The 24,853-nt window shown below is 54.2% G+C and carries 28 protein-coding genes and 1 riboswitch; of the genes, 16 read left to right on the top strand and 12 right to left on the bottom strand.

Annotated features, from left to right (window positions below):
- Positions 1-8: 8 nt before the first annotated feature.
- The 12 genes from ACO7SM_RS08425 to pduF form a co-directional block, all read right to left on the bottom strand.
- Positions 9-794: a cobalt-precorrin-6A reductase gene (locus ACO7SM_RS08425; protein ID WP_490470452.1), complete on the bottom strand. Its 786-nt coding sequence runs from the start codon at positions 792-794 to the stop codon at positions 9-11.
- Positions 791-1,516, bottom strand: coding sequence for a precorrin-3B C(17)-methyltransferase (locus ACO7SM_RS08420; RefSeq protein ID WP_490470451.1), 726 nt, complete (start codon positions 1,514-1,516; stop codon positions 791-793). Before ACO7SM_RS08420 ends, ACO7SM_RS08425 begins: the two co-directional genes overlap by 4 nt.
- Entirely contained in the window at positions 1,516-2,571 is a 1,056-nt protein-coding gene (gene cbiG, locus ACO7SM_RS08415) for a cobalt-precorrin 5A hydrolase (RefSeq protein WP_490470450.1), read from the bottom strand. Before cbiG ends, ACO7SM_RS08420 begins: the two co-directional genes overlap by 1 nt.
- The gene (locus ACO7SM_RS08410) at positions 2,552-3,325 is read right to left on the bottom strand and encodes a cobalt-precorrin-4 methyltransferase (RefSeq protein WP_162379877.1); all 774 of its coding nucleotides are present in this window, start codon (positions 3,323-3,325) and stop codon (positions 2,552-2,554) included. Before ACO7SM_RS08410 ends, cbiG begins: the two co-directional genes overlap by 20 nt.
- The gene (locus ACO7SM_RS08405; protein ID WP_490470449.1) at positions 3,318-3,887 is read right to left on the bottom strand and encodes a decarboxylating cobalt-precorrin-6B (C(15))-methyltransferase; all 570 of its coding nucleotides are present in this window, start codon (positions 3,885-3,887) and stop codon (positions 3,318-3,320) included. Before ACO7SM_RS08405 ends, ACO7SM_RS08410 begins: the two co-directional genes overlap by 8 nt.
- Positions 3,877-4,482 carry a cobalt-precorrin-7 (C(5))-methyltransferase gene (locus ACO7SM_RS08400; protein ID WP_490470448.1) on the bottom strand — a complete coding sequence of 202 codons (606 nt, stop codon included), beginning with the start codon at positions 4,480-4,482 and terminating at the stop codon, positions 3,877-3,879. Before ACO7SM_RS08400 ends, ACO7SM_RS08405 begins: the two co-directional genes overlap by 11 nt.
- Positions 4,476-5,615 (bottom strand): cobalt-precorrin-5B (C(1))-methyltransferase CbiD, encoded by a 1,140-nt coding sequence (gene cbiD / locus ACO7SM_RS08395; protein WP_490470447.1) that lies wholly within the window; start codon positions 5,613-5,615, stop codon positions 4,476-4,478. Before cbiD ends, ACO7SM_RS08400 begins: the two co-directional genes overlap by 7 nt.
- Complete coding sequence (locus ACO7SM_RS08390; protein ID WP_490470446.1) at positions 5,612-6,244, bottom strand: cobalt-precorrin-8 methylmutase; 633 nt, start codon at positions 6,242-6,244, stop codon at positions 5,612-5,614. Before ACO7SM_RS08390 ends, cbiD begins: the two co-directional genes overlap by 4 nt.
- Positions 6,245-6,254: 10 nt before the next feature.
- Positions 6,255-7,214, bottom strand: coding sequence for an adenosylcobinamide-phosphate synthase CbiB (gene cbiB, locus ACO7SM_RS08385; protein ID WP_490470445.1), 960 nt, complete (start codon positions 7,212-7,214; stop codon positions 6,255-6,257).
- Positions 7,211-8,590 (bottom strand): cobyrinic acid a,c-diamide synthase CobB, encoded by a 1,380-nt coding sequence (locus tag ACO7SM_RS08380; protein ID WP_490470444.1) that lies wholly within the window; start codon positions 8,588-8,590, stop codon positions 7,211-7,213. The genes cbiB and ACO7SM_RS08380 overlap by 4 nt, the downstream gene beginning before the upstream one ends.
- Positions 8,591-8,686: 96 nt before the next feature.
- Positions 8,687-8,861: riboswitch (cobalamin riboswitch) on the bottom strand.
- Positions 8,862-9,174: 313 nt separating this feature from the next.
- A complete protein-coding gene (gene pocR / locus ACO7SM_RS08375; RefSeq protein ID WP_490470443.1) occupies positions 9,175-10,086 on the bottom strand; it encodes a transcriptional regulator PocR in 912 nt (303 codons plus the stop codon).
- Between the two features lie 201 nt (positions 10,087-10,287).
- Positions 10,288-11,097, bottom strand: a complete 810-nt coding sequence (pduF, locus tag ACO7SM_RS08370) for a propanediol diffusion facilitator PduF (protein ID WP_490470442.1) — start codon at positions 11,095-11,097, stop codon at positions 10,288-10,290.
- 516 nt (positions 11,098-11,613) lie between these two features.
- On the opposite strand from pduF, the gene pduA reads away from it, so the two are divergent.
- From pduA to ACO7SM_RS08290, 16 genes are read left to right on the top strand one after another with little or no spacing between them, the layout of a single operon-like run.
- Positions 11,614-11,895, top strand: coding sequence for a propanediol utilization microcompartment protein PduA (gene pduA / locus ACO7SM_RS08365; protein WP_490470441.1), 282 nt, complete (start codon positions 11,614-11,616; stop codon positions 11,893-11,895).
- On the top strand, positions 11,895-12,707 hold the full coding sequence (pduB, locus tag ACO7SM_RS08360; RefSeq protein ID WP_192612674.1) for a propanediol utilization microcompartment protein PduB: 813 nt from the start codon (positions 11,895-11,897) through the stop codon (positions 12,705-12,707). Before pduA ends, pduB begins: the two co-directional genes overlap by 1 nt.
- An 18-nt stretch (positions 12,708-12,725) precedes the next feature.
- The gene (pduC, locus tag ACO7SM_RS08355) at positions 12,726-14,390 is read left to right on the top strand and encodes a propanediol dehydratase large subunit PduC (protein ID WP_490470440.1); all 1,665 of its coding nucleotides are present in this window, start codon (positions 12,726-12,728) and stop codon (positions 14,388-14,390) included.
- A 10-nt stretch (positions 14,391-14,400) separates the two neighbouring features.
- Complete coding sequence (locus tag ACO7SM_RS08350) at positions 14,401-15,063, top strand: propanediol/glycerol family dehydratase medium subunit (RefSeq protein ID WP_490470439.1); 663 nt, start codon at positions 14,401-14,403, stop codon at positions 15,061-15,063.
- Between the two features lie 14 nt (positions 15,064-15,077).
- Positions 15,078-15,596, top strand: coding sequence for a propanediol dehydratase small subunit PduE (gene pduE, locus ACO7SM_RS08345; RefSeq protein ID WP_490470438.1), 519 nt, complete (start codon positions 15,078-15,080; stop codon positions 15,594-15,596).
- A gap of 13 nt (positions 15,597-15,609) precedes the next feature.
- Positions 15,610-17,442 (top strand): diol dehydratase reactivase subunit alpha, encoded by a 1,833-nt coding sequence (locus ACO7SM_RS08340; protein ID WP_490470437.1) that lies wholly within the window; start codon positions 15,610-15,612, stop codon positions 17,440-17,442.
- Positions 17,432-17,782, top strand: coding sequence for a glycerol dehydratase reactivase beta/small subunit family protein (locus ACO7SM_RS08335; RefSeq protein WP_490470436.1), 351 nt, complete (start codon positions 17,432-17,434; stop codon positions 17,780-17,782). Before ACO7SM_RS08340 ends, ACO7SM_RS08335 begins: the two co-directional genes overlap by 11 nt.
- Positions 17,783-17,801: 19 nt before the next feature.
- Positions 17,802-18,077, top strand: coding sequence for a propanediol utilization microcompartment protein PduJ (gene pduJ / locus ACO7SM_RS08330; protein WP_490470435.1), 276 nt, complete (start codon positions 17,802-17,804; stop codon positions 18,075-18,077).
- 24 nt (positions 18,078-18,101) lie between these two features.
- A complete protein-coding gene (locus tag ACO7SM_RS08325; RefSeq protein ID WP_490470434.1) occupies positions 18,102-18,566 on the top strand; it encodes a BMC domain-containing protein in 465 nt (154 codons plus the stop codon).
- Entirely contained in the window at positions 18,566-19,198 is a 633-nt protein-coding gene (locus ACO7SM_RS08320) for a phosphate propanoyltransferase (RefSeq protein ID WP_490470433.1), read from the top strand. The genes ACO7SM_RS08325 and ACO7SM_RS08320 overlap by 1 nt, the downstream gene beginning before the upstream one ends.
- On the top strand, positions 19,195-19,686 hold the full coding sequence (pduM, locus tag ACO7SM_RS08315; RefSeq protein WP_490470432.1) for a microcompartment protein PduM: 492 nt from the start codon (positions 19,195-19,197) through the stop codon (positions 19,684-19,686). The genes ACO7SM_RS08320 and pduM overlap by 4 nt, the downstream gene beginning before the upstream one ends.
- Positions 19,687-19,689: 3 nt before the next feature.
- The gene (locus tag ACO7SM_RS08310; RefSeq protein ID WP_203360765.1) at positions 19,690-19,965 is read left to right on the top strand and encodes a EutN/CcmL family microcompartment protein; all 276 of its coding nucleotides are present in this window, start codon (positions 19,690-19,692) and stop codon (positions 19,963-19,965) included.
- 9 nt (positions 19,966-19,974) lie between these two features.
- Positions 19,975-20,982 (top strand): two-domain cob(I)yrinic acid a,c-diamide adenosyltransferase PduO, encoded by a 1,008-nt coding sequence (gene pduO / locus ACO7SM_RS08305; RefSeq protein ID WP_490470431.1) that lies wholly within the window; start codon positions 19,975-19,977, stop codon positions 20,980-20,982.
- Complete coding sequence (gene pduP, locus ACO7SM_RS08300) at positions 20,979-22,364, top strand: CoA-acylating propionaldehyde dehydrogenase PduP (protein WP_490470430.1); 1,386 nt, start codon at positions 20,979-20,981, stop codon at positions 22,362-22,364. Before pduO ends, pduP begins: the two co-directional genes overlap by 4 nt.
- Before the next feature lie 10 nt (positions 22,365-22,374).
- Positions 22,375-23,487, top strand: coding sequence for a 1-propanol dehydrogenase PduQ (locus ACO7SM_RS08295; protein ID WP_490470429.1), 1,113 nt, complete (start codon positions 22,375-22,377; stop codon positions 23,485-23,487).
- Positions 23,484-24,851, top strand: a complete 1,368-nt coding sequence (locus ACO7SM_RS08290; RefSeq protein ID WP_490470428.1) for a 4Fe-4S dicluster domain-containing protein — start codon at positions 23,484-23,486, stop codon at positions 24,849-24,851. Before ACO7SM_RS08295 ends, ACO7SM_RS08290 begins: the two co-directional genes overlap by 4 nt.
- Positions 24,852-24,853: the final 2 nt, after the last annotated feature.

Raw genomic sequence — 24,853 nt, 5'->3', positions numbered from 1 at the left:
GTGACTCCTTAATCAGCGGCCAGCCAGCGTGCTAAACGCTGCGCAAATGCGGCCTGACTTTCCAGTAATTCGTCTCCCGCCACCAGCGGCGCCGGGCGGGTGATCACGATGCAGGGGATCCCAGCATCCAGACAAGGTTGAACTTTTTCCTGATAACCGCCTTCTGCGCCAGAGGCTTTTGTCACCACCACGTCGGCCTGACACTGGCGATAAAACGCGGCGTTAAATTCAGCGCTAAAGGGGCCGCAGAGGGCGAAGATCTCCCCTACGCCAAATCCCAGTTCAGCGCATTGCGCAATCACATCTGGAACGGGCAAGACACGGGCCAGCAATGTTTTCTCCGGCAGCCCTGCACGCCATTGCGCAAGATCCTTACTGCCGGTGGTCAGCAGCACACGATCGCCAAACGTCTGCGCCACTTCACAGGCTTGCGCAATGTTCTGGACGGTATGCAACAGCGGGTGCGTCAGGTCGCTGAGTTGCTCCGGGCGCTGATAGCGACTCAGCAACACGCCCGCCGCTTCGCAGGCACGCAGGATGTTACGGCTCACCACTTCGGCATACGGATGTGACGCATCGATCACCCAGCGGGTGCGGTTGTCCCGCAGCCAGGCGATCATCGGCTCCAGCTCCAGACGACCGCATCGCACTTGCCCTTTAATCTCCCCTGCCAGTTGCTTGCCTGTGGGGGTCGCCACCGACAGGGTGTAAGGGACGTTCGCCGCGTCCAGTTGCTGACACAGCGCCCGCGCATCGCTGGTTCCGCCCATCACCAGCACCTCGCCGTATCTCACAGCACGTAGCCTCTTGGCGTGATCATCAGACCGTCCTGGATGTAGGTGGCTTTGTTACCGACAATCACCAGGCTGGTCATATCAACCGGTTCGAAGTCCATCCCGCCGAGCGTACTCAGCCATTTCTCCTGTTTCTTACGCCCCGCCGACTTCACGACGCCAACCGGAGTTTCTGCGCTCTTACTGGCCGACAGTAATTCGAACGCGCGCGCCAGGTGCCCTTCACGACCGCGGCTACGCGGGTTGTAGAAGCAAATCACGAAGTCGGCTTCGCCTGCGGCAATAATGCGTTTTTCAATAACCGGCCACGGCGTTAACAGATCGCTTAAGCTGATGTGACAAAAATCGTGCATCAGCGGCGCACCCAGCAGAGAAGCGGCCGCAATGCTGGCGGTCATGCCGGGAACCAGACGGACTTCAACATCCAGTTTCTGCTTACTGACCAGTTCCAGTACCAGACCCGCCATGCCATAAATACCGGCATCGCCGCTGCTGATCAGCGCCACGTTATGCCCTGCCTGCGCCAGTTCAATCGCCGCCTGGCAGCGTTCGATCTCTTTACACATGCCGGTTTTGATCACCTGCTTGTCGCCCGTGAAGGCTTTCACCAGATGAGTGTAAGTTTTGTAACCGACAATAATTTCCGCCGCCTGTAGTGCCTCGACCGCTTCCATCGTCATCATTGCCTGCGAGCCAGGGCCTATTCCAATTACGGTTAACATCAGTGTGAAACTCCCAAAGTAATAGTCACGCCCTGCTCACGCAGGGTCTCGCCTAACAGTTGTCCATGACTCAGCAGCCACGCTGCTGGCCCTGATACGCTACCGACACCCACCGTTTGACGCACAAACGACGAAGCAGGAAAGCGATGTTCATGCTCACGCAGCGCGTCAGCGGTAAAGGTTTCGAAAGGAACACGGCAACAGGAGGCCAGTTGAATCAGCCCCTGCTCGTCTTTTTTGAGGTTGACGCTGCCGATCGCTTTTAATGCCAGCGGATCGAGCCGCTGCGCTTCAAGCTGACGTGCCAACAGAGCGGCTAACAGCGGAAATGGCGTATCACGACGACAGCCAATCCCGGCGACAACCCGCTGGGGCACCAGTTTCCAGTGCGGTACTGGCAGTGCGGGTAAATCAGTGCGCAGCGTGATGCAAATCAGCGCATCCAGTTCTGGCAGTTGCTGCAGGTCGGTCACGATGACAAAGCCGCGTTTGTCACAATGGCTGACCTCTTCGGCTAACGCGTCGTCCCACCACAGCCCCACCCGCCGCTGGCTGACCAGCATTTGATTAACGATTTTCACTGCCGTGCGAAAATCATTCATTCGGGCGTGAAGCTGGAACGCCAGCGTATCCAGCGCAGCCAGATCGTTAACGTCGGTCGCGGTGGTAATCACCGGGTCGGCACCCAGCATGCCCGCAAGGTAACGGGTGAGCGCATTGGCTCCTCCGGCATGACCGGAGAGCAGGCTGATCACATGCTGCCCGCGCTCATCGATGACGACGACTGCCGGGTCGCTGAATTTGTCATTCACCAGCGGCGCGAGCACACGTACTGCAATACCGGTCGCGCCAATAAAAATCAGCGCCGAATAGTGCGCAAACGCATCACGTGCCGTACTGGCAAATCCGTCGGTAAACGGCACAAACCCCTCTTCCAGTAGTTTTTCACTGGTAAAGCAGGTCAGCGGCAGCATTGCCGCCAGCCGTTTCGCCAGCATGACTCCGCCAGGCGTCAAACAAAAAAGCGCAATAGACTCAGGCTTTACGGTATTCATGGCTAAAGTCCGCAGCATAAAGTCGGGAGTAGTGATATTCATCACCGAGGAAATTCCCCACCAAAATGAGCGCCGTCTTGCGGATCCCCGCGTCACGCACTTTGTCGCCAATGTCTGCCAGTGTGCCGCGTACGGTCTGACTTTCCGGCCAGGTTGCTTTGTAGATAACCGCCACCGGGGTTGTTGCCGGGTATCCACCTTCAATCAGACGCTCCGCGACCCGATGAATGCGCTGTACGGAAAGATAGATAGCCATTGACGTCTGGTGGCTGGCAAACGCTTCCAGTTGTTCACGTTCCGGTACCGGAGTCCGTCCTTCCAGACGGGTAATGATGAGGCTTTGCGATACTTCCGGGACGGTATATTCCACGCCAAGCTCGGCGGCCGCACCCAGGAAAGCACTGACGCCAGGCACCACCTGCCAGTCGATGCCACGGCGGGTCAACTCTTCGCCCTGCTCGCGCACTGAGCCGTACAGTGATACATCGCCGGTTTGCAGACGTACCACCGTTTTTCCCGCTTTCACCCCGGCTTCCATCAGGTCGAGGATCTGTTCCAGGTGCAGTTCCGCGCTGTCGTGGCACTCTGCCTCTGGCGGGCAATAATCCAGCAATTCGGTATTAATCAATGAGCCAGCATAGATAACCACCTGCGCCTGTTGCAGCAAACGGTAGCCTTTGAGGGTGATCAGCTCACGGTCGCCAGGACCTGCGCCGACAAACCACACACTACGGGGATCAAATGTCTCAGACATGGTGTTCTTCCTTCTGACAGGCGATAACAAAAACAGGATTATTCGGTTTGAAATAGTGACCACTGCCGAGGGCAGTCAGCGACGAAACGTGTAGCTGTTGGCAATCCACGTCCTGCACGCCAATGTGCTCCAGATGCGCCAGCGCGGTATTCAGGTTTTCTTGCAGGATGAAGGTCATGACCAGCCGGCCGCCGCCGTGAAGCTGGCGCATTGCCCAGTCAATCAGTTCGGTAAGATGGCCGCCGCTGCCGCCCATAAACACCGCATCGGCTTTTTCGGTCAGCATCATTGGCGCTTCACCCGGCAGGATATCAATGTTGCTGCAGGCGAAATGCTGACGGTTTTCATCCAGCAGTCGCAGCGCGGCGGGATTGCGCTCAATGGCGGTGACATGTAAAGAAGGATGCTGCAGCGCCGCCTCAATCGAGACGCTCCCGGTTCCAGCGCCGACATCGATAAGATGGCTTGCGCGGTGCAATTCAAGTTTCGAGAGGGCGAGTGCGCGAACCACTTCTTTGGTCATCGGCACTTTCTCTCCACGTAGGAACAGCTCATCTTTCATCAAGGATCACCACTGCATTCATCTCATAGTCGCTGTTGACCTCACTGACGGGCAGCCAGTGGATCCGTTCGTTTTCCATCGCCAGGTTTTCACCGATCACCATCCAGCGATGTCCCTTACCGCGTTTCATTAACTGAGCCGCTATTTCGCGCGGGCCGCAGAGCGTGTCTGTGACCATCGCGACCTTGCTATGCCGCGCCAGCTCGTCAAAACAGACGCTGCGCCCGTGACTGCTGGTGAGCCACATATCGTTCATGTCAACGCCTGACTGCGCGCAGAGATATTGCACCGCGCTGATACCCGGAATAATGCGCACCCGCTCAAGACCAAAATGCGCCACCATGCGCGTGCCGATGCCGTAAAAAAGCGGATCGCCAGAGGCCAGTACCACCACGCGTTTATCAGTCTGACGGGCAACCCACTCCAGCAGTTCTGCAATGTTGGCGCCGAGCACAAACTGTTCGCCGCAAAAATCAGGGAACTGTAATAAATGGCGTTTCCCGCCTACCAGGACGTCGGCTTGCGCCACCGCGTCCCGGGCGGCTGGCGTCATCAGATGTAGCCCTGCGGGCCCCATTCCCACCACCGTTAACATTGCATCTCCCTCGCAATCTCTTCGACCGGACGATTACTGCCGAGAATCTGATTTTCGAAAGAGAACATGATGGCGTCACAGCAAGGCGGGTTTTTCGTAAAGCGCAGCATCTGCATGACACGCAGGCAAATTCGCTCGGCCAGATGCGGGTAAATGTGCTGAAATCCGTAGGCGTCGATGTGTTCCATCGCCGCTTCCGTGGTGTCGCAGTCGCTAACGAGCGTCAGCAGTTCACGCGGTGCGCCAAGCAGCGCCAGATGCGCAACCAGCGTTTCCATGCGGGCATCGGCGATATGACTGTGGGTATGGAAGATCCCGGCGGCGATTTTGATGAGCTTACCGGGGTGTCCTACCAGCACGATGTGGCGATACCCCAACCGCACCGCCTCTTCAATCATGTAGCCGACGAAATTGCTCATGGTGACGACAACCTGGGTGTCGATACCCATCTGCTCGCGGACAAAACGTTCACCATGATTGCCAGGCACCAGTACAACTCTGTCCAGACCCGCAGCACGTTTGATTTCAAGCTCCAGCGACAAAGAACGTTTCCAGCTCTCTTCCGACATTGGCGTCACAATTCCCGTCGTGCCAATGATCGAAATACCGCCCAGAATGCCGAGGCGCGAGTTGTAGGTTTTTTGTGCTCGCTCTTCACCTTCCGGGGCGAAGATTTCGATTTCTGCGCCACGCGCCGGACCAATGGCCTCACGTACCGCAGATTCAATAGTGTGCCGGGGCGTGCGGTTGATCGCGGCACTACCAACCGGCAAACCAATCCCTTTGCGGGTGACCGTGCCCACGCCCTCTCCGCCCAGCAGGACAATCTCACCGCTGTCATTGAGCGTCACACGGGCAAAAATCAACATGCCGTGGGTGGCATCCACATCATCTCCGCCATCCTTACGAATCGCGGCAATAGCCTGCTGCCCTTCAATGTGGGGAGACTCAACGTTAAGACACAGCGTCACCCCGGAAGGCGTCACGATAGAAACCTGATGAATCAAGTGCTGGCGTAATACCATGAGTGCCGCGACTTTTGCTGCTGCCGTTGCGCAGGATCCCGTGGTATACCCTTTGCGCAGCGCTTTGCCGTTGTGCCATACCGGGGCATCAAAGGATGCGTCGCTCATCGCGCCCCCTGCAGGTGGTATAACATGGCGTTCACGATGGCCGCGGCCACGTTACTCCCGCCTTTACGCCCCAATGCGGCAATAGCCGGCAGGTTGCTTTGCGTTAGTGCGTCTTTCGACTCTTCGGCGCCAACGAATCCCACTGGCACACCGACCACGCCGCTGACGGCAACATCATGTTCAAGCAACCGGAACAGTGCTGTTGGCGCATTGCCGAACACAAAAACCTTTTCGCCCTCTTCGGTAACCGCAATATCAACGGCAGCCATTGAGCGGGTGATCCCCTGCGCTTTTGCTGCACTCACCACGCGCGGGTCGCTGATGTAGCAGCGGCATTCACCGCCAAATTTAGCCAGCAGCGTTTTATTGATCCCGGAAAGCGCCATCGTGGTGTCGGTATAGATAACGCACTGACGACTGAGTGCCGCACACAGTTGCTCCAGCGCATCGCTGGAAAACCACAAAATGTCCAGCCAGTCAAAGTCTGCCGTCGTGTGGATAACACGTTTGATGATTGCTTCATGCAACGGGCTGGCAAACTGATAATCCGGGCGGGTTTCACGAATAATCTCGCCAATGATGTCGAAACTTTTGGTTTCAATCGCCTGGGGTTGCTGGATGTATTGCATGTATTTCTCCTCAGGCCGCGCCAACTACCAGCCAGTGCGCCACCATAAACAGCGCAAGGGCCAGGGTCGAAGCTACCCACATCAATCGAATCGTTTGGGGAATGTCGTCTACAGAAATGTCGCGCCGCGCGTCGCCTATCCAGGGTTTCTCAACGCGCTGACCAAAGTAGTTATTCGGCCCACCCAGGCGAACCCCCAACGCCCCGGCCACGCAAGCCTCAGACCATGCGCAGTTTGGGCTGCTGTGGTTGTAACGATCGCGCCAGCCGATCTGCAGTGCGCGGGCGCCATCCTGACGGCACAGAATTGCGGCAAGGCTGAGCAACAGCCAGCTCAGACGGGCAGGAAGGTAATTCGCCACATCATCAAGGCGGGCGCTGACCATACCGATAGCCCGGTATTTTTCATGCTTATAGCCCACCATAGAATCAAGGGTGTTGACCGCTTTGTAGGCCATGGCTAATGGCGCGCCGCCAATCAACAGGAAAAACAGCGGCGCAATAATGCCGTCAACGGTGTTTTCCGCCACGGTTTCTACCACTGCGCGATTGATTTGATCCGGCTGTAACTGCGACGTGTCCCGGCCCACAATCCAGGCGAGCTTTTCCCGACTTTCGGCAAGATTGCCAGCCCGCAGTGGACGTTCAACATCCATCGCGGCCTTTGCCAGGCAGCGTCCCGCCAGGACGGTAAAGATCATCCAGACTTCAACCAGCCAGCCAAACCAGGGGTGAATCATCGTCGCCAGCGTCAGCACGCCCCAGGAAACACCCCAGGTCACGCCGACCACCAGCACCCACATCACCGCTCCGCCAATCCGCAGGGCGCGCTCGCTATGGCAATAGCGTCTAACAAGGCGCTGAACCGAAGAGATTAAATTGCCTATCCAGCGCACCGGATGCGGCCAGTTTTGCGGGTCACCGATAATAAAATCGAGAAGCCAGGCAACGCCCCACGCCAGTAATGTCATAGCGACTCCCTGCCCGCAGCAAGCCAGTGGTTCAACATTTGCGGACGCTGCGCGAAATGAACGTGAAGGTAACTGGCAAAGGTATTTCCCACCTGCCAGCCACCGGACCATTCCTGCAAGGTCATACCGTCACGGACTTTGCGACATGCCATCACGGCCGGTGTTTCCGGGGTAAAATCCGAGTAGTGAAATTCATGCCCACGAAGCACCTCACCAGGCGCGGCCAGTAGTGTTTGCTGCCGGGCCTGCGCCTCGCAGTAGCCGAAGCGGGTAAGCCGTTTTCCCATCCGGCTGTGGCCTGGAATAACATCGGCCATCTGATATACCGCTCCGGTTGCATCCTCCAGCGAGGTTCCCAGGTACATCAATCCGCCGCACTCCGCATAGATAGCCACACCGCGCTGATGCGCTGCCCGCAATTGCGAAAGCATTTCTCTGTTTTCAGCAAGCGCCGCCGCATGCAGTTCAGGATATCCGCCGCCAAGCCAAATCATCTGACAGTCAGGGAGTTTGCGGTCATGCAGAGGACTAAAACGGGTAATACGGACGCCAGTACGCTCCAGCAGAGTGATGTTGTCCGGGTAATAAAAATTGAACGCTTCATCATCCGCGAGCGCCAGCGTAAGCCCTTCGCCAGCGAAAGCCGTGGGTAATGTCGGCCATTCACCTTCCGGCAGCGACGTGAGATGACTCAGCGAAAGCAGTTTGTCGATATCCAGCGTCTGCTCAAGAATGCTGGCAAATTCCTGCCACGGTTGCTGATTGATAACTGACTCTCGGGCGGTGACCAGTCCAAGATGGCGTTCAGGTAATGAAACGCCCTCAGCACGAGGGACATAGCCCAGAACGGGCACCGTGCAGTAGCGTTCAATTGCCGTTTTGAGGAGTTGGAAATGTGTTTCGCTGTTGACGCGATTAACAATGACGCCCGCAATATTAAGGTCTGGATCAAAGTGCTGGAATCCCATCACCGTCGCGGCAATTGAGGTTGATACCGCTTTGCCATCCACCAGTAAAATGACCGGGCAACCCAGTTGCTTCGCCATTGCCGCCGTACTGCAATAATTGGGGTCGGTGCCATAACCGTCGTACAACCCCATAACCCCTTCGATAACGGCAATGTCGGCCTGCTGCATATGCTCGCAAAACAAGGCATTAAGAACGGACTCAGGGAGCATGAAACTGTCGAGATTGCGGGAGGCCGTGCCACAGACCGCCGTATGCCAGCCCGTGTCGAGATAATCAGGCCCCACTTTGCAGGGTTGGACACGCAGACCGCGACGTTTTAACAGACTCAACAAACCCAGCGTTACCGTGGTTTTGCCACAACCGCTTCCGGTGCCTGCAAGAATAAATGCGTGAGAACGTGCCGCCATACCCTGATCCTGTTCAGGGTGGTAGGGGTGTAGAGATGCGCATGTAACCCGTCTTCAGACGATACGCTTCTGATCAACCCACTTCCCACCGAAGTTGTTGGTAATGGCCGACAGGCAGGTCTTCTGGCTCAGCGTCATCCTCACCCGTCCTTCCCAATCTTGCGATCAGTGGCGTTTACGGGGTCGTCAGCATCACAGCAGCGGGGGCTGCGGGGGATTCTCACCCCCTTCCCTGCCACAAATGTGGCAAACCTGTCGACTTACGTTATGGGGATTTTTCGTAACCCATAACGGTAATTAAACTCTAATTACATCTCACTCTTTCTTACGCCAATTTTCTGGCGTTTACATGCATATTTCACTCGTATATGTACTGAATGAGTGCAGCGGGGAAATAATAATAAAAACCACACTTCCCGAAACTGAACACCATCACAAAAATAAAAACAGACGCAGTTTATCCCTCAAATAAGACTATTTTGTTGCGCTACGACAACTTATTGCCTTGAGGTGATTTTTTTTCATTTTATAAAGACTGACATGCCGCAGGATATCAAAAATCGGCAATTGCCAGATATTGATATTTACGCAGATTCAATAGCGGAATTTTCATTAATTTGCTGACGAAAGGTCTGCGGCGTCACCTGATACGTCTGGCGAAAGACTTTGCAGAAATAACTGGTTTGAGAAAAGCCTAAATTACGCGCAATGCTGGCAATGCTCCAGTCACTGTGGCACAGCAGTTCCCTGGCGCTGGCCATTCTTTGCTGGTTTACCCAGGCGTTAAAACCGATACCCTGATATTTTTTAAATAACTTGCTGAAGTAGTACGGGCTCAGATAAACATGTGAAGCGACATCCTCAAGACGCAGATCGTCCGACAAATGCGCATCAATGTAGCGCAGCGCTTTCTTTATTTTACTGTCATGCGGATTAGGACTACGGTTCGCCCGGGCCGGTTCAGCTTGCTGTGGATTATCTTTGATAACGACAAAATTGAGTTGTTTTTTTAGGCAATTTTCAACAATCAGCTTCAATAGATCTGCTGACGCCATCACCCTTGAATAGTCCATCTCAGGCACGTTATAAAATTCACTCAGCAACTCGGGATCGGCCTGCCAGCGGTCATCCACACTGAGAATATCCACCAGACCGACATCGTTGCTTAAACGTACTTGTCCACAAAGAACAAAACCAACCAGATGACCCGCAATCACTAACGGAATAGAGAAATCGGTTAAACCTGCATGGCAGCGATAAATACAAGGCTGATCTGATTTCGATGCTTCCAGACCACCGCAGCGATCGCTCATACGACAACGTGTACTGTGTTGAGGGTGCTGGCGCATCAATTGACAAAATGGTGTGAAATTAAACAACTCAGAAATTTCATCACCATGAATATTGACAACCACAACGGCCAGACTGGTGGCTTGTGCAAAATCCTGTGCGATTTTATTAATGAGTTCTGAGTTCAGGGCACTGGCAGAAATCATGATAAAACCCCTCAGTTAATTTATTGTTATGAATTGCACATTTTATTTACATTCGCCGAGTCATTATCTTGAGATATTAATGATCAAAGCATACTGCACAATAACAAAAGTCCCCCATCCCTGGGAGACGTTTTATTCAGTTCGTGAAACCAGATCACGAAATCATTCTACCTATTTGAGAAAAAACCCATGACAGCGTCGTTATCCCTCACTTTCATCCAGTTTGCAGGTATTACACGGTAAGTTTTTGCCAATAAAATAGCGATAGATTGCCGCCCCTCCGCAAGCCCCCACAATCGGCGCTACGATGGGTACGATAAAGTAGGGGATATCACGCCCGCCCGTCATAGCAATATCACCCCATCCTGCCATCCATGCGAACAGTTTCGGGCCAAAATCACGAGCTGGGTTCATCGCAAATCCGGTAAGAGGCCCGGTAGAAGCACCGATTACCGCCACCAGTATCCCGATCAGCAAAGGGGCCAACGGTCCTTTAGGCACACCATTGCCATCGTCGGTCAACGCCATGATCATCCCCATCAAAATGGACGTGATCACCACTTCCACCAGCGCCGCTTGCCATACACTCAAGGCCGCAGCCGGATAGGTACTGAAAATACTCGCCAGTTGCAAACTTTCGACGCTGCCACGCACCAGTTGATGAGCCGTTTCAAATTCGCTAAACAAACTGCCATAAAGAAGATATGCCAGCATCGCCCCGCCAAACGCCCCGGCAAGCTGGGCGAGGGTGTAGGGTAAAACCTTACGGCCAGGAAAACAGGCAAACAACCACAATGCGATTGTCACTGCCGGATTTAAATGCGCACCGGATATTCCGGCAGTCAGGTAAACGGCAAGTGAGATCCCTAATCCCCAAATAATACATATTTCCCATAATCCAAAACTTGCGCCAGCAACTTTGAGCGCGCTAAGGCAACCAATGCCAAAAAACAAAAACAGCCCGGTGCCCAAAAATTCGGCAATGCATTGCGCTTTTAGTGAGTCGTTCATTGTGACACCTTTCTAAGCAGAGTTTGTGTCTGTGTCAGCAAGCTTCCCCCGCTGACGGCCCGGCTTTCACTATAAAACTGATCTCTGCAAATTGTTGGCAACCTGAAGGCTGGCTGGCTCTGAAAAGTCGTGTCGCAATAGCAAATTATTGCTATCGGTTTAACCCGTGGAGCAGACGCCACGAGCGTTCCGATAAATAAAATGCAATGGAGGCATTAATAAAAAATCGTTAAACCCAATATTTGAATTTCCAACAAACATCACATATTTATTCCCGACTGGCAAATAAGTTTTATTTTGTCATCTATTAAAATGTAAAAATGAAATAACGAAAGCAAAATAATTACATCAACGCAGATTTAATTTTCGTTAAAAAACAATAAGATGAAATAAATTAAAGCAATTTAATGCTATCGGCAACCCACTATTTTTTCACGTTCAAAGATAAGTCAGCCATTCTTTTTCCTCGCTTCTTTTTATAGTCCTGATTATCGGGACAACCCAGGCGAGGTCTTTATGCAACAAGAAGCATTAGGAATGGTAGAAACCAAAGGCTTAACCGCCGCCATCGAAGCCGCTGATGCGATGGTGAAATCAGCCAATGTCATGCTGGTCGGTTACGAAAAAATTGGCTCTGGACTGGTGACAGTTATCGTTCGCGGTGACGTCGGCGCAGTCAAAGCCGCTACCGATGCAGGTGCGGCAGCAGCCCGCAGCGTGGGAGAAGTGAAAGCCGTACACGTTATTCCACGCCCGCATACCGATGTAGAAAAAATCTTACCGAAGGGAAATAGCTAATGAGCAGCAATGAGCTGGTGGAACAGATCATGGCGCAGGTGATTGCCCGCGTGGCAACACCCGCTCAACCGGTCACCCCTGATAAACCCTATCCAAAACGAGAGACGGCTATGGCAGAAAAGAGCTGCAGTTTAACGGAATTTGTCGGCACCGCGATTGGCGACACTGTTGGTCTGGTCATCGCGAACGTAGACAGCGCGTTACTGGAGGCGATGAAGCTTGAAAAGCGTTATCGCTCAATCGGCATTCTGGGCGCACGTACGGGCGCAGGCCCACACATCATGGCCGCAGATGAAGCCGTAAAAGCAACGAATACGGAAGTGGTCAGCATTGAGCTTCCCCGCGACACCAAGGGCGGTGCCGGGCATGGTTCGCTGATCATTCTGGGCGGCAACGATGTTTCAGACGTAAAACGCGGCATCGAAGTCGCGCTCAAGGAACTTGACCGTACCTTTGGCGATGTTTACGCCAATGAAGCGGGCCATCTGGAACTGCAATACACCGCACGCGCCAGTTATGCCCTTGAAAAAGCGTTCGGCGCACCGCTCGGTCGCGCCTGCGGCGTCATCGTTGGCGCGCCAGCGTCTGTTGGCGTGTTAATGGCGGATACCGCGCTGAAATCCGCCAACGTTGAGGTCGTGGCCTACAGCTCTCCGGCACATGGAACCAGCTTCAGTAATGAAGCCATTCTGGTGATTTCCGGCGACTCCGGCGCTGTACGTCAGGCCGTTATCTCTGCGCGCGAAATTGGCAAAACCGTCCTGTCGACCCTCGGTTCTGAACCGAAAAACGATCGTCCGTCCTATATCTAACACCCATGAGGCTGATTCATGAGATCGAAAAGATTTGAAGCACTGGCGAAACGCCCTGTGAATCAGGACGGCTTCGTTAAGGAGTGGATCGAAGAAGGCTTCATTGCAATGGAAAGCCCGAACGATCCTAAACCCTCAATTAAAATCGTCAACGGCGCAGTGATCGAGCTGGATGGCAAAGCCGTCAGCGACTTTGACCTGATTGACCATTTTATTGCCCGCTACGGGATTAATCTGGCGCGTGCCGAAGAAGTCATGAAGATGGACTCGGTCAAGCTCGCCAATATGCTCTGCGATCCTAATGTAAAACGCAGTGACATCGTACCGCTCACCACCGCGATGACACCGGCGAAAATCGTTGAAGTGGTGTCGCACATGAACGTGGTTGAGATGATGATGTCGATGCAGAAAATGCGCGCACGTCGTACGCCTTCTCAACAGGCGCACGTGACCAACATCAAAGATAACCCGGTGCAGATCGCTGCCGATGCCGCCGAAGGCGCCTGGCGTGGATTTGACGAACAAGAGACGACCGTTGCAGTGGCACGTTATGCCCCGTTCAACGCTATCGCTCTGCTCGTTGGCTCCCAGGTCGGTCGTCCTGGCGTATTAACCCAGTGTTCGCTGGAAGAAGCTACCGAACTGAAACTCGGTATGTTGGGCCATACCTGCTACGCCGAAACCATCTCCGTTTACGGTACCGAACCTGTCTTTACCGACGGTGACGATACCCCCTGGTCAAAAGGCTTTCTGGCCTCATCTTATGCCTCTCGCGGCCTGAAAATGCGCTTTACCTCCGGTTCTGGCTCTGAAGTGCAAATGGGTTATGCCGAAGGCAAGTCGATGCTGTACCTGGAAGCACGTTGCATTTACATCACCAAAGCGGCTGGCGTACAGGGGTTACAAAACGGTTCGGTGAGCTGCATTGGTGTGCCATCCGCGGTGCCATCAGGGATCCGCGCCGTGTTGGCGGAAAACCTGATTTGCTCGTCGCTGGATCTGGAATGCGCCTCCAGTAACGACCAGACCTTCACCCACTCCGACATGCGCCGTACTGCGCGTCTGCTGATGCAGTTCCTGCCGGGAACGGACTTTATCTCCTCCGGTTATTCCGCGGTGCCGAACTACGACAACATGTTTGCCGGTTCCAACGAAGATGCCGAGGATTTTGACGACTACAACGTCCTCCAGCGCGACCTGAAAGTGGACGGCGGTTTACGTCCGGTACGCGAAGAAGACGTCATCGCTATTCGTAATAAAGCCGCTCGCGCACTGCAGGCCGTCTTTGCCGGTATGGGACTGCCACCGATTACGGACGAAGAAGTCGAAGCCGCCACTTACGCTCATGGTTCGAAAGACATGCCGGAACGTAACATTGTTGAAGATCTCAAGTTCGCGCAGGAGATCATCAATAAGAACCGTAACGGTCTGGAAGTGGTAAAAGCCCTCGCCCAGGGCGGTTTCACCGACGTTGCTCAGGACATGCTCAACATCCAGAAAGCCAAACTGACCGGGGACTATCTGCATACCTCCGCCATTATCGTTGGTGATGGACAAGTGCTCTCAGCAGTAAATGACATTAACGATTATGCCGGTCCGGCAACAGGTTATCGCCTGCAAGGCGAACGCTGGGAAGAGATAAAAAATATCCCTGGCGCACTCGATCCCAACGAACTTGGCTAAGGGGTGAAAAATGGAAATTAATGAAAAGCTGTTGCGCCAGATAATTGAAGATGTGCTGTCCGACATGCAGAGCAGTGACAAACCCGTGACCTTGCGTACAGCCGCTGTTCAGGCTGCCCCTGCACAGGGTGAAAGCTTTCTGACTGAAATTGGCGAAGCCAAACAAGGTGCCCAGCAAGACGAAGTTATTATTGCGGTTGGCCCGGCATTTGGTCTGTCACAAACCGTCAATATCGTGGGTCTGCCGCACAAGAGCATTCTGCGCGAAGTGATCGCGGGTATTGAAGAAGAAGGTATCAAGGCGCGTGTAATTCGCTGTTTTAAATCATCCGATGTGGCGTTCGTTGCGGTAGAAGGGAATCGTCTGAGCGGTTCAGGTATTTCTATCGGCATCCAGTCTAAAGGGACGACGGTTATTCACCAACAAGGGTTACCTCCACTCTCCAACCTGGAGCTTTTCCCTCAGGCACCGTTACTCACGCTGGAAACGTACCGTCAAATTGGTAAAAACGCCGCGCGCTATGCCAAGAGAGAATCTCCGCAACCTGTTCCGACACTGAATGATCAAATGGCGCGTCCGAAGTATCAGGCGAAATCGGCCATTTTGCATATCAAAGAGACGAAGTATGTCGTGACGGGCAAAAACGCGCAGGAACTGCGCGTGGCGCTTTAACAAAGGATACCTCCATGAATACCGAAGCAATTGAATCGATGGTACGGGATGTGTTGAGCCGCATGAACAGCCTGCAAGGCGAAACTCCCGCCGCTGCCGCAGTGAATACGTCGACACATACCGTGAAGGTGACCGATTACCCACTGGCGAACAAGCATCCTGAGTGGGTGAAAACAGCCACCAACAAAACGTTGGATGACTTCACGCTTGAGAATGTCCTGAGCAACAAAGTGACCGCACAGGACATGCGTATCACGCCGGAAACACTGCGCATTCAGGCCGCTATCGCCAAAGATGCCGGCCGTGACCGACTGGCGATGAACTTTGAGCGCGCAGCGGAACTGACTGCTGTACCTGACGAACGGATCCTTGAAATCTACAACGCACTGCGTCCTTACCGTTCAACGAAAGAAGAGCTGATGGCCATTGCGGACGATCTCGAACATCGTTATCAGGCAAAGATTTGCGCAGGTTTCATTCGTGAAGCGGCCATGCTGTACATCGAGCGCAAAAAACTTAAAGGCGACGATTAAACGGAGAGAATCCATGCGCTATATCGCTGGCATTGATATTGGTAACTCATCAACAGAAGTCGCTCTGGCGACGTTGAATGAGTCTGGCGTACTGACAATCACCGGCAGTGCGCTGGCGGAAACGACCGGAATCAAAGGCACATTACGTAATGTGTTCGGTATTCAGGAAGCGCTTACGCTGGCGGCAAAAAACGCCGGCATCAATGTCAGTGATATTTCGCTTATCCGCATCAACGAAGCCACGCCAGTGATTGGCGATGTGGCGATGGAAACCATCACGGAAACCATCATCACTGAGTCAACCATGATCGGCCACAATCCGAAAACACCGGGTGGGGTCGGTCTTGGCGTCGGGATAACCATTACGCCGGAAGAGTTGTTGACTCGCCCGGCTGATGTTTCTTACATCCTGGTGGTATCAGCCGCGTTTGATTTCGCCGATGTTGCCACGATGATTAACGCCTCCGTGCGTGCGGGATATCAATTGACCGGCGTCATTCTGCAACAGGATGACGGTGTGCTGGTCAGTAATCGTCTTGAAAACCCCGTGCCTATTGTTGATGAAGTTCGGTATATCGACCGAATTCCTCTCGGAATGCTGGCCGCTATTGAAGTTGCCGTCCCGGGGAAGGTTATCGAAACACTGTCTAACCCCTACGGCATTGCTACCGTTTTTCATCTCAGTGCCGACGAGACTAAAAACATTGTGCCGATGGCGCGCGCGCTGATTGGCAACCGTTCCGCCGTGGTGGTGAAAACCCCCTCGGGTGATGTAAAAGCTCGTGCCATACCCGCCGGAAATATTGAACTGCTGTCGCAGGGACGCACGCGTCGAGTCGATGTTGCTGCCGGTGCTGAAACCATCATGAAAGCGGTTGGCGAATACCCCAAACTGGATAATGTTACGGGTGAAGCCGGAACCAATATTGGCGGCATGCTGGAGCATGTTCGCCAGACAATGGCAGAACTCACCAACAAACCCAGCAATGAAGTTTTCATTCAAGACCTGTTAGCCGTCGACACGTCAGTACCCGTGAGTGTCACCGGTGGGCTGGCCGGAGAGTTTTCGCTGGAGCAGGCCGTCGGCATCGCCTCCATGGTGAAATCAGATCGCCTGCAAATGGCGATGATCGCCCGCGAAATTAAGCAAAAACTCAACGTTGACGTACAGGTTGGCGGCGCAGAAGCCGAAGCCGCCATTCTGGGTGCCTTAACCACACCGGGCACCACGCGGCCACTGGCGATTCTGGATCTGGGTGCCGGTTCAACTGACGCCTCAATCATCAACCCTAAAGGTGACATTATCGCCACTCACCTTGCCGGTGCTGGCGATATGGTCACGATGATCATTGCCCGTGAACTGGGTCTGGAAGATCGTTATCTGGCCGAGGAGATCAAAAAGTACCCGTTAGCCAAGGTGGAAAGTTTGTTTCACCTGCGCCATGAGGACGGCAGCGTTCAGTTCTTCCCCACCCCGCTTCCGCCCTCGGTGTTCGCGCGTGTCTGCGTGGTAAAACCCGATGAACTGGTTCCTCTTCCTGGTGACCTGGCTCTGGAGAAAGTGCGCGCCATTCGCCGCAGCGCGAAAGAGCGCGTCTTTGTCACTAACGCCCTGCGCGCGCTGCGTCAGGTAAGCCCAACCGGCAATATCCGCGACATCCCGTTTGTGGTGCTGGTTGGCGGTTCTTCCCTGGATTTTGAAGTCCCGCAACTGGTCACTGATGCGCTGGCGCACTATCGGCTGGTGGCCGGGCGAGGAAACATTCGCGGAAGCGAAGGGCCAAGAAACGCCGTCGCAACAGGCTTGATCTTGTCATGGCATAAGGAATTTGCGCATGGACAGTAATCATATCGCACCGGCGATCGTTGTCGCAGACATTGACGGCACACTCACCGCCTGGAATGACGTTCTGTTGGGTATCGAAGAAGAAGGTATTCCCTTCGTTGTCCAGCAGCAGATATCAGACGATGTCATTCATTGCGCGTGGCAGGCTGCGCGCCAGTCGCCGCTGCTCGTAGGCATAGCCTGCGACAGTAAAACCCTGGTTGTGCATTACAAGAATTTACCCGCATCAGCGCCGCTTTTTACGCTGACCTATCACCAAGATAACCCTGCCCGTCGACGTATTGGCAACAACGCCGCGCGGCTGGTTAAAGGCCTTCCCTTCCGGGATGGTCACTCATAATCCACAGGAGAACCGCAGTATGAATAACGCACTGGGACTGGTTGAAACAAAAGGGCTGGTAGCTGCGATTGAAGCCGCCGATGCCATGGTTAAATCCGCCAACGTACAGTTGGTCGGCTATGAAAAAATCGGCTCGGGTTTAGTGACCGTGATGGTTCGCGGTGATGTCGGTGCCGTTAAGGCTGCCGTTGACGCAGGAAGTGCTGCGGCAAACGCGGTAGGCGAAGTCAAATCCTGCCACGTCATCCCACGCCCGCACAGCGACGTTGAGGCCATTTTACCTAAATCTGCCTAAGTCACTTCGAAAAAGGAGCACAGCGTGAAGCAATCACTGGGGTTACTTGAAGTTAGTGGTCTGGCATTAGCCATCAATTGCGCGGATGTCATGGCGAAAGCCGCTTCCATCACGCTGGTTGGCCTCGAAAAGACCAACGGTTCAGGCTGGACGGTTCTCAAAATTACCGGTGATGTGGCCTCTGTTCAGGCGGCCATCATCACTGGCGCCAGTTTTGCCGAACAGCAAGCAGGTCTGGTCGCACATAAAGTCATCGCCAGACCTTCGGAAGGCATTATTTCTTCCCGCGTAGAGACGTCGCCTGAGCCCATTCCCGACGCTGCTCCCGAAGAGCCTCAGGAAGAGATCCTTGCGGAGCCGTTTTTACCTGAGAGCGCACAGGGAACTGAGCTTATCAGTTGCAATCTTTGCCTCGATCCACAATGCAAACGCCAGAAGGGGGAACCCCGCACTCTCTGTCTGCATTCCGGTAAGCGAGGTGAAGCGTAATGGATAAGCAGCTTCTGGAGACAACCGTAAGTCAGATCCTGGATGAGATGCGGGAGCGCCCTATTCCGCTGGGTGTTTCTAATCGTCATATCCATCTTTGCGCAGAAGACTATGCCCGTCTTTTTCCTGACCAACCGATCAGCGAGAAAAAAGCACTACTACAGCCCGGACAATACGCCGCCGAGCAAACCGTCACATTGGTCGGCCCAAAAGGTCAGTTAAAAAACGTTCGCCTGCTTGGGCCATTGCGTAGTACGAGTCAGGTTGAAATTTCCCGTACCGACGCCAGAACATTGGGCGTCGAAGCCCCTTTGCGTATGTCTGGCACGCTGCAAGGAACGCCGGGGATCCGCCTTGTCAGCCCGTTTGCCGAACTGGATCTCACGTCGGGCGTGATTATCGCCCGCCGTCATATTCATATGTCACCGCTGGATGCGCTGATCCTGCGTGTTTCGCACGGCGACAGCGTCTCTGTGGCCATTGAGGGTGATGAACGGCGGTTAATTTTTGACAACGTTGCCATTCGCGTTTCACCCGATATGCGTCTTGAGATGCATATCGACACCGACGAAGCCAATGCGGCGGGTGCAGATAGCCCGCACGCATTCGCCAAACTGGTGGCACCGCGATGAACGGCGAACGGTTGCAGCGCATTGTCGAGGAGGTCGTTGCGCGTTTGCTGCGTCGTGCCGACAGTACGATCACGCTCAGCGCCGCGCAACTACGGGAAATCGATGCCCGGGCTCTGTTTTGCCAGCATTCGTCTCTGCATGTTCAGCAGGTTGACCTGCCATTACTGGAACAACTTGCGCAGAACGATTCGTCAAATACAACAGCGATTATGATCCACGAGGCGCTGGCATTTGGGCTCCGCGTACAACTGTCAGTGCAACGTCGTTTGTTACCGGCGTTACCGGTGAAAAAACTGGCACGCCTGCCCCTGGCATTCAGTGATGAACTGGGGCAGACCGTCGTCCTGCACCCGGTCAATCTTTTAAGTTATGCCGACGTGGCTCGCCTCCCCAGCGTATTGCTGGTGCTGCATCGTCAATGTGCCATTACCGCACTGGCTCGCGAAGCGGCGGACACACGCAATATTCATCTCATTAAACAGGAGTGAACCATGCATCTGGCACGCGTTACAGGCGCGGTGGTATCCACCCAAAAATCACCTTCTCTGGTGGGGAAGAAACTCCTGCTGGTACGTCGGGTCTGTGCCGATGGGGAACTACCCTCACATCCTACAACGGGTGATGAAGTGGCGGTTGATTCCGTCGGGGCTGGCATTGGCGAGTTAGTGTTGCTCAGCAGCGGCTCCAGCGCCAGACATGTTTTCAGCGGTCCGAATGAGGCCATAGACCTGGCCATTGTCGGCATCGTCGACACGGTATCTCGTTAAGGGGGAATAATGGCGATTTATACCCGAACAGGTGATTCCGGAACAACCGCTCTGTTTACCGGCCAACGCGTCAGTAAAACCCATCCGCGTGTTGAAGCTTACGGAACGCTGGATGAACTTAATGCCGCCCTGAGTCTGTGTGTGTGTGCTTGCGCCTGCGCGCAACATCGCACGCTGCTGGAATCTATTCAGTTGCAGATCTTCTGGTTTAGCGCTGAGCTTGCCAGTGAAAGCGAACAACCGGCATCAGGGCAGCGTTACATCAGTTCTGAAGAAATTACCGCACTTGAAATCGCTATTGATACCGCGATGAGCCGCGTCCCCCCCTTGCACAGCTTCATTCTGCCGGGTCGGTGCGAGGCGGCAAGCCGATTGCACTTCGCGCGGACGTTAGCGCGTCGCGCAGAGCGACGTCTGGTGGAGCTTTCTGAAGACGTCGCGGTCAGGCACGTACTGATGCGCTACATCAACCGACTCTCAGATTGTTTATATGCCCTGGCACGCGCCGAGGACAACGATGCTCATCAAAGCAACATTATTCGGGAAGTGACAAAACGTTATCTGGCTTCCAGTCACTCCCCTTCCATGAAGGAATCCGCAATGTCCCTCTCATTTCAGGAGCTTCATCAGTTGACCCGTTCAGCCGTTGAGCGGGCACAAGAATTACAGGTGCCTGTTGTCGTCAGCATCGTAGATGCCCATGGCGTAGAAACCGTGACCTGGCGTATGCCGGATGCTCTGTTAGTGAGCAGTGAACTGGCGCCGAAGAAAGCATGGACGGCTGTCGCGATGAAAACAGCGACCCATGAACTTTCCGCTGCGGTACAACCCGGCGCGGCGCTTTATGGTCTGGAAAGTCATCTGCAAGGCAAAGTGGTGACGTTTGGCGGCGGATATGCGCTATGGCGTGACGGTGTACTGATTGGGGGTCTTGGGATCAGCGGCGGTAGCGTTGAACAGGACATGGATATTGCACAAACCGCCATTGCGGCCATTAACGTGAGAACACAGCAATGAATACATCTGAACTGGAAACCCTCATCCGCACCATTCTGAGCGAACAGTTAACGCCCACCAGCACGGACGGAAAAGGGAATGGTATATTTCAGTCCGTTGATGAGGCAATCAACGCCGCACACCAGGCCTTCTTACGTTATCAGCAGTGCCCGCTAAAAACCCGAAGCGCCATTATCAGCGCTATTCGCGAAGAGCTCAATTCGCACCTTCCGACGCTTGCACAAGAGAGCGCGGTAGAAACCGGAATGGGCAATAAAGAGGACAAGTTCCTCAAGAATAAAGCCGCCCTGGAAAACACGCCGGGTATTGAAGATCTCACCACCACGGCGTTGACAGGCGATGGTGGCATGGTGCTATTCGAATATTCGCCATTTGGCGTTATCGGTTCCGTCGCCCCCAGCACCAACCCCACCGAAACCATCATCAATAACAGCATCAGCATGCTGGCGGCGGGAAACAGCGTTTATTTCAGTCCGCATCCAGGGGCCAAAAACGTCTCTCTTAAGTTGATCAGCATGATTGAAGAGATAGCTTTCCGCAGTTGTGGGATCCGCAACCTGGTCGTTACTGTTGCAGAACCCACGTTTGAAGCGACCCAGCAAATGATGGTACACCCTCACATTGCGGTACTGGCGATCACCGGCGGCCCCGGTATCGTGGCGATGGGGATGAAAAGCGGCAAAAAAGTCATTGGCGCAGGGGCGGGAAATCCTCCCTGCATCGTCGATGAAACTGCAGATTTAGTGAAGGCCGCGGAAGATATCATTAATGGCGCCTCGTTCGATTACAACCTGCCCTGTATTGCAGAAAAGAGCCTGATCGTCGTGGAGTCCGTTGCCGACAACCTGATCCAACAAATGCAAAGCTTTGGCGCGATGCTCCTCACCCCGGCAGAAACGGATAAGCTCCGTGCAACCTGTCTTCCGGAGGGTCAGGCCAATAAAAAAATGGTTGGCAAAAGCCCTGAAACCATGCTGGAAGCCTCGGGTATCGCGGTTCCCGCCAAAAAACCACGCTTGCTGATCGCCGTCGTTGACGCGAACGATGCCTGGGTTACCAGTGAACAGTTGATGCCGATGTTGCCGATAGTAAAAGTGAAGGACTTCGACAGCGCACTGACGCTGGCCATCAAAGTCGAAGAAGGCCTGCACCATACCGCCATTATGCACTCGCAGAATGTTTCACGACTGAACCTGGCAGCCCGCACATTGCAAACCTCTATTTTTGTGAAAAACGGTCCGTCCTACGCGGGAATCGGCGTGGGTGGCGAAGGGTTCACCACCTTTACGATTGCCACGCCAACGGGTGAAGGGACAACCTCAGCCAAAACATTCGCGCGGTCTCGTCGCTGCGTACTGACAAACGGTTTTTCAATCCGTTAATGAGGTTGTGATGAATACCTTTTCACTGCAAACCCGTTTGTACAGCGGCCAGGGCAGTCTGGATGTGCTAGAGCGCTTTACGAACAAGCATATCTGGATTATTTGTGATGGTTTTCTTGCGCGTTCGCCGCTAATCGACACGCTGCGAGAAACGTTGCCTGCCAGTAATCGCATCAGTGTGTTTAGCGAGATAACGCCAGACCCCACCATCAGCACCGTCGTACAAGGGATTGCGCAAATGCACTCCCTGCGCCCCGATGTCGTAATAGGTTTTGGGGGCGGTTCAGCGCTCGACGCCGCCAAAGCCATCGTCTGGTTCAGCCGCCAGTTTGGTATCGAAATCGAAACCTGTGTTGCCATTCCAACCACCAGCGGCACCGGGTCTGAAGTCACCAGCGCGTGTGTGATAAGCGATCCCGATAAAGGGATTAAATACCCGCTGTTCAACAATACGCTCTATCCGGATATGGCGATCCTCGATCCCCGACTGGTCGTTAGCGTCCCCGCCAATATCACCGCCAACACCGGTATGGACGTATTAACCCATGCCCTTGAGGCCTATGTTTCATCACGGGCCAGTGATTTCACTGACGCACTGGCGGAAAAAGCCGCGCAAATCGTTTTTCAGTATCTGCCCGTTGCCGTTAAAAAAGGGGATTGTCTGGCGACTCGTGGGAAAATGCACAACGCGTCAACCCTGGCTGGCATGGCGTTTAGCCAGGCCGGACTGGGGCTTAACCATGCCATCGCACACCAGTTGGGAGGCCAATTTCACCTCGCTCATGGCCTGGCCAATGCGCTGCTACTTACCTCAGTCATTCGTTTTAATGCGCAGGATGCGCGAGCGGCAAAACGGTACGTAAGATTCGCGAAAGCGTGTCAGTTATGTCCTGACAATGCGAACGACATCACAGGGTTGAATGCGCTGATTCGCAGTATTGAACAACTCATAAGACAATGCGCCATCCCTTCTTTTTCCGAAGTGCTGACTGATGGTAAAACTGAGTATTCCCAGCGAATCCCTGCCATGGTTCAGGCTGCACTGGCAGATGTCACGTTGAAAACTAATCCGCGCCCCGCTGACGCCTGCGCCATTCAAGAGTTGTTGGAGGAATTGATATGAATACGGCTCCTAATGCCTTCGAATTCACTGAACTTATCGTTTGCGATGCTCAGGCAATCCGGGAAAGAGTTCGTGCTGCGGGGGTGGTAGGTGCCGGAGGCGCAGGTTTTCCCGCCCATGTCAAACTGCAGGCGCAGGTGGAAATCTTCCTGGTCAACGCCGCAGAATGTGAACCGATGCTGAAGGTCGACCAACAGCTCATGGCCCAACAGGCGGCTCGTCTGGTTCGTGGTGTGCGATACGCAATGAAAGCAACCGGCGCCCGCGAAGGCATTATTGCCCTCAAAGAAAAATATCGTCCTGCCATCGCCGCCTTAACCCCGCTTCTCCCTTCAGACATCAGGTTGCACATTTTGCCGGATGTTTATCCGGCAGGTGATGAAGTCCTGACCATCTGGATGGCGACAGGCCGGCGCGTCCCCCCTGCGGCTCTGCCTGTCAGCGTGGGCGTTGTCGTCAATAACGTGCAGACCGTACTGAATATTGCCAGGGCGGTGGAACAGCAGTTTCCCGTCACACGCCGTACGTTGACGGTAAATGGTGCAGTGGCTCACCCTCAGACGCTGACCGTCCCCATCGGTATGTCATTACGTGAGGTTCTCTCTCTGGCGGGGGGAGCCACCATTGATGCCCCAGGGTTTATCAATGGCGGCCCAATGATGGGGCATTTGCTCACCACACTGGATACCCCGGTAACTAAAACCACGGGGGGATTGCTGGTATTGCCCGAGAAACACCCGCTTATCCAGCGGCGTATGCAGGATGAACGCACGGTGCTTTCCATTGCGAAAACGGTCTGCGAACAGTGTCGGTTATGTACTGATTTGTGCCCCCGGCATTTGATAGGCCATGAATTATCGCCACACCTGCTGGTACGTGCGGTGAACTACCAACAGGCCGCGACACCTCAACTGTTGCTCAGCGCATTGACCTGTTCGGAGTGCAATGTTTGTGAAAGTGTCGCCTGTCCGGTAGGCATCTCCCCAATGCGAATTAACCGCATGCTTAAGCGCGAGTTGCGGGCGCAAAACCTGCGTTATGAAGGGCCACTGAATCCTGCCGATGAAATGGCGAAGTATCGACTGGTGCCGGTAAAACGGCTGATTACTAAGTTGGGTCTTAGCGACTGGTATCACGAAGCACCGTTATCAGAAACTGAACACCTGACGGATACCGTCACCCTGCTTCTGCGCCAGCATATTGGCGCCAGTGCCCTCCCACAGGTGCAAAAAGGTGACCGGGTCGTTCGTGGCCAGTGCGTCGCAGATGTTCCCGCGGGTGCATTAGGCGCGCCCATTCACGCCAGTATTGACGGCATCGTTTGTGACGTCACTGACCAGGCCATTACGGTTGTAAGAGGTTAACC

The organism is Citrobacter sp. LJND-P06 (assembly GCF_058188415.1).
This window is presented reverse-complemented; position numbering and strand designations above follow the sequence as displayed.

Excerpts from the sequence above, each read along its gene's own strand:
- ACO7SM_RS08350 (WP_490470439.1), top strand. The coding sequence starts at position 14,401 with ATGGAAATTAATGAAAAGCTGTTGCGCCAGATAATTGAAGATGTGCTG.
- pduM (WP_490470432.1), top strand. The coding sequence starts at position 19,195 with ATGAACGGCGAACGGTTGCAGCGCATTGTCGAGGAGGTCGTTGCGCGT.
- pocR (WP_490470443.1), bottom strand. The coding sequence starts at position 10,086 with ATGATTTCTGCCAGTGCCCTGAACTCAGAACTCATTAATAAAATCGCA.
- ACO7SM_RS08295 (WP_490470429.1), top strand. The coding sequence starts at position 22,375 with ATGAATACCTTTTCACTGCAAACCCGTTTGTACAGCGGCCAGGGCAGT.
- pduP (WP_490470430.1), top strand. The coding sequence starts at position 20,979 with ATGAATACATCTGAACTGGAAACCCTCATCCGCACCATTCTGAGCGAA.
- pduE (WP_490470438.1), top strand. The coding sequence starts at position 15,078 with ATGAATACCGAAGCAATTGAATCGATGGTACGGGATGTGTTGAGCCGC.
- pduA (WP_490470441.1), top strand. The coding sequence starts at position 11,614 with ATGCAACAAGAAGCATTAGGAATGGTAGAAACCAAAGGCTTAACCGCC.
- pduF (WP_490470442.1), bottom strand. The coding sequence starts at position 11,097 with ATGAACGACTCACTAAAAGCGCAATGCATTGCCGAATTTTTGGGCACC.
- ACO7SM_RS08390 (WP_490470446.1), bottom strand. The coding sequence starts at position 6,244 with ATGCAATACATCCAGCAACCCCAGGCGATTGAAACCAAAAGTTTCGAC.
- ACO7SM_RS08290 (WP_490470428.1), top strand. The coding sequence starts at position 23,484 with ATGAATACGGCTCCTAATGCCTTCGAATTCACTGAACTTATCGTTTGC.
- cbiB (WP_490470445.1), bottom strand. The coding sequence starts at position 7,214 with ATGACATTACTGGCGTGGGGCGTTGCCTGGCTTCTCGATTTTATTATC.
- pduO (WP_490470431.1), top strand. The coding sequence starts at position 19,975 with ATGGCGATTTATACCCGAACAGGTGATTCCGGAACAACCGCTCTGTTT.
- ACO7SM_RS08410 (WP_162379877.1), bottom strand. The coding sequence starts at position 3,325 with ATGTCTGAGACATTTGATCCCCGTAGTGTGTGGTTTGTCGGCGCAGGT.
- ACO7SM_RS08380 (WP_490470444.1), bottom strand. The coding sequence starts at position 8,590 with ATGGCGGCACGTTCTCACGCATTTATTCTTGCAGGCACCGGAAGCGGT.
- pduB (WP_192612674.1), top strand. The coding sequence starts at position 11,895 with ATGAGCAGCAATGAGCTGGTGGAACAGATCATGGCGCAGGTGATTGCC.
- pduC (WP_490470440.1), top strand. The coding sequence starts at position 12,726 with ATGAGATCGAAAAGATTTGAAGCACTGGCGAAACGCCCTGTGAATCAG.
- cbiG (WP_490470450.1), bottom strand. The coding sequence starts at position 2,571 with ATGAATACCGTAAAGCCTGAGTCTATTGCGCTTTTTTGTTTGACGCCT.
- ACO7SM_RS08310 (WP_203360765.1), top strand. The coding sequence starts at position 19,690 with ATGCATCTGGCACGCGTTACAGGCGCGGTGGTATCCACCCAAAAATCA.
- ACO7SM_RS08320 (WP_490470433.1), top strand. The coding sequence starts at position 18,566 with ATGGATAAGCAGCTTCTGGAGACAACCGTAAGTCAGATCCTGGATGAG.
- cbiD (WP_490470447.1), bottom strand. The coding sequence starts at position 5,615 with ATGAGCGACGCATCCTTTGATGCCCCGGTATGGCACAACGGCAAAGCG.
- ACO7SM_RS08340 (WP_490470437.1), top strand. The coding sequence starts at position 15,610 with ATGCGCTATATCGCTGGCATTGATATTGGTAACTCATCAACAGAAGTC.
- ACO7SM_RS08405 (WP_490470449.1), bottom strand. The coding sequence starts at position 3,887 with ATGAAAGATGAGCTGTTCCTACGTGGAGAGAAAGTGCCGATGACCAAA.
- ACO7SM_RS08400 (WP_490470448.1), bottom strand. The coding sequence starts at position 4,482 with ATGTTAACGGTGGTGGGAATGGGGCCCGCAGGGCTACATCTGATGACG.
- pduJ (WP_490470435.1), top strand. The coding sequence starts at position 17,802 with ATGAATAACGCACTGGGACTGGTTGAAACAAAAGGGCTGGTAGCTGCG.
- ACO7SM_RS08335 (WP_490470436.1), top strand. The coding sequence starts at position 17,432 with ATGGACAGTAATCATATCGCACCGGCGATCGTTGTCGCAGACATTGAC.
- ACO7SM_RS08420 (WP_490470451.1), bottom strand. The coding sequence starts at position 1,516 with ATGTTAACCGTAATTGGAATAGGCCCTGGCTCGCAGGCAATGATGACG.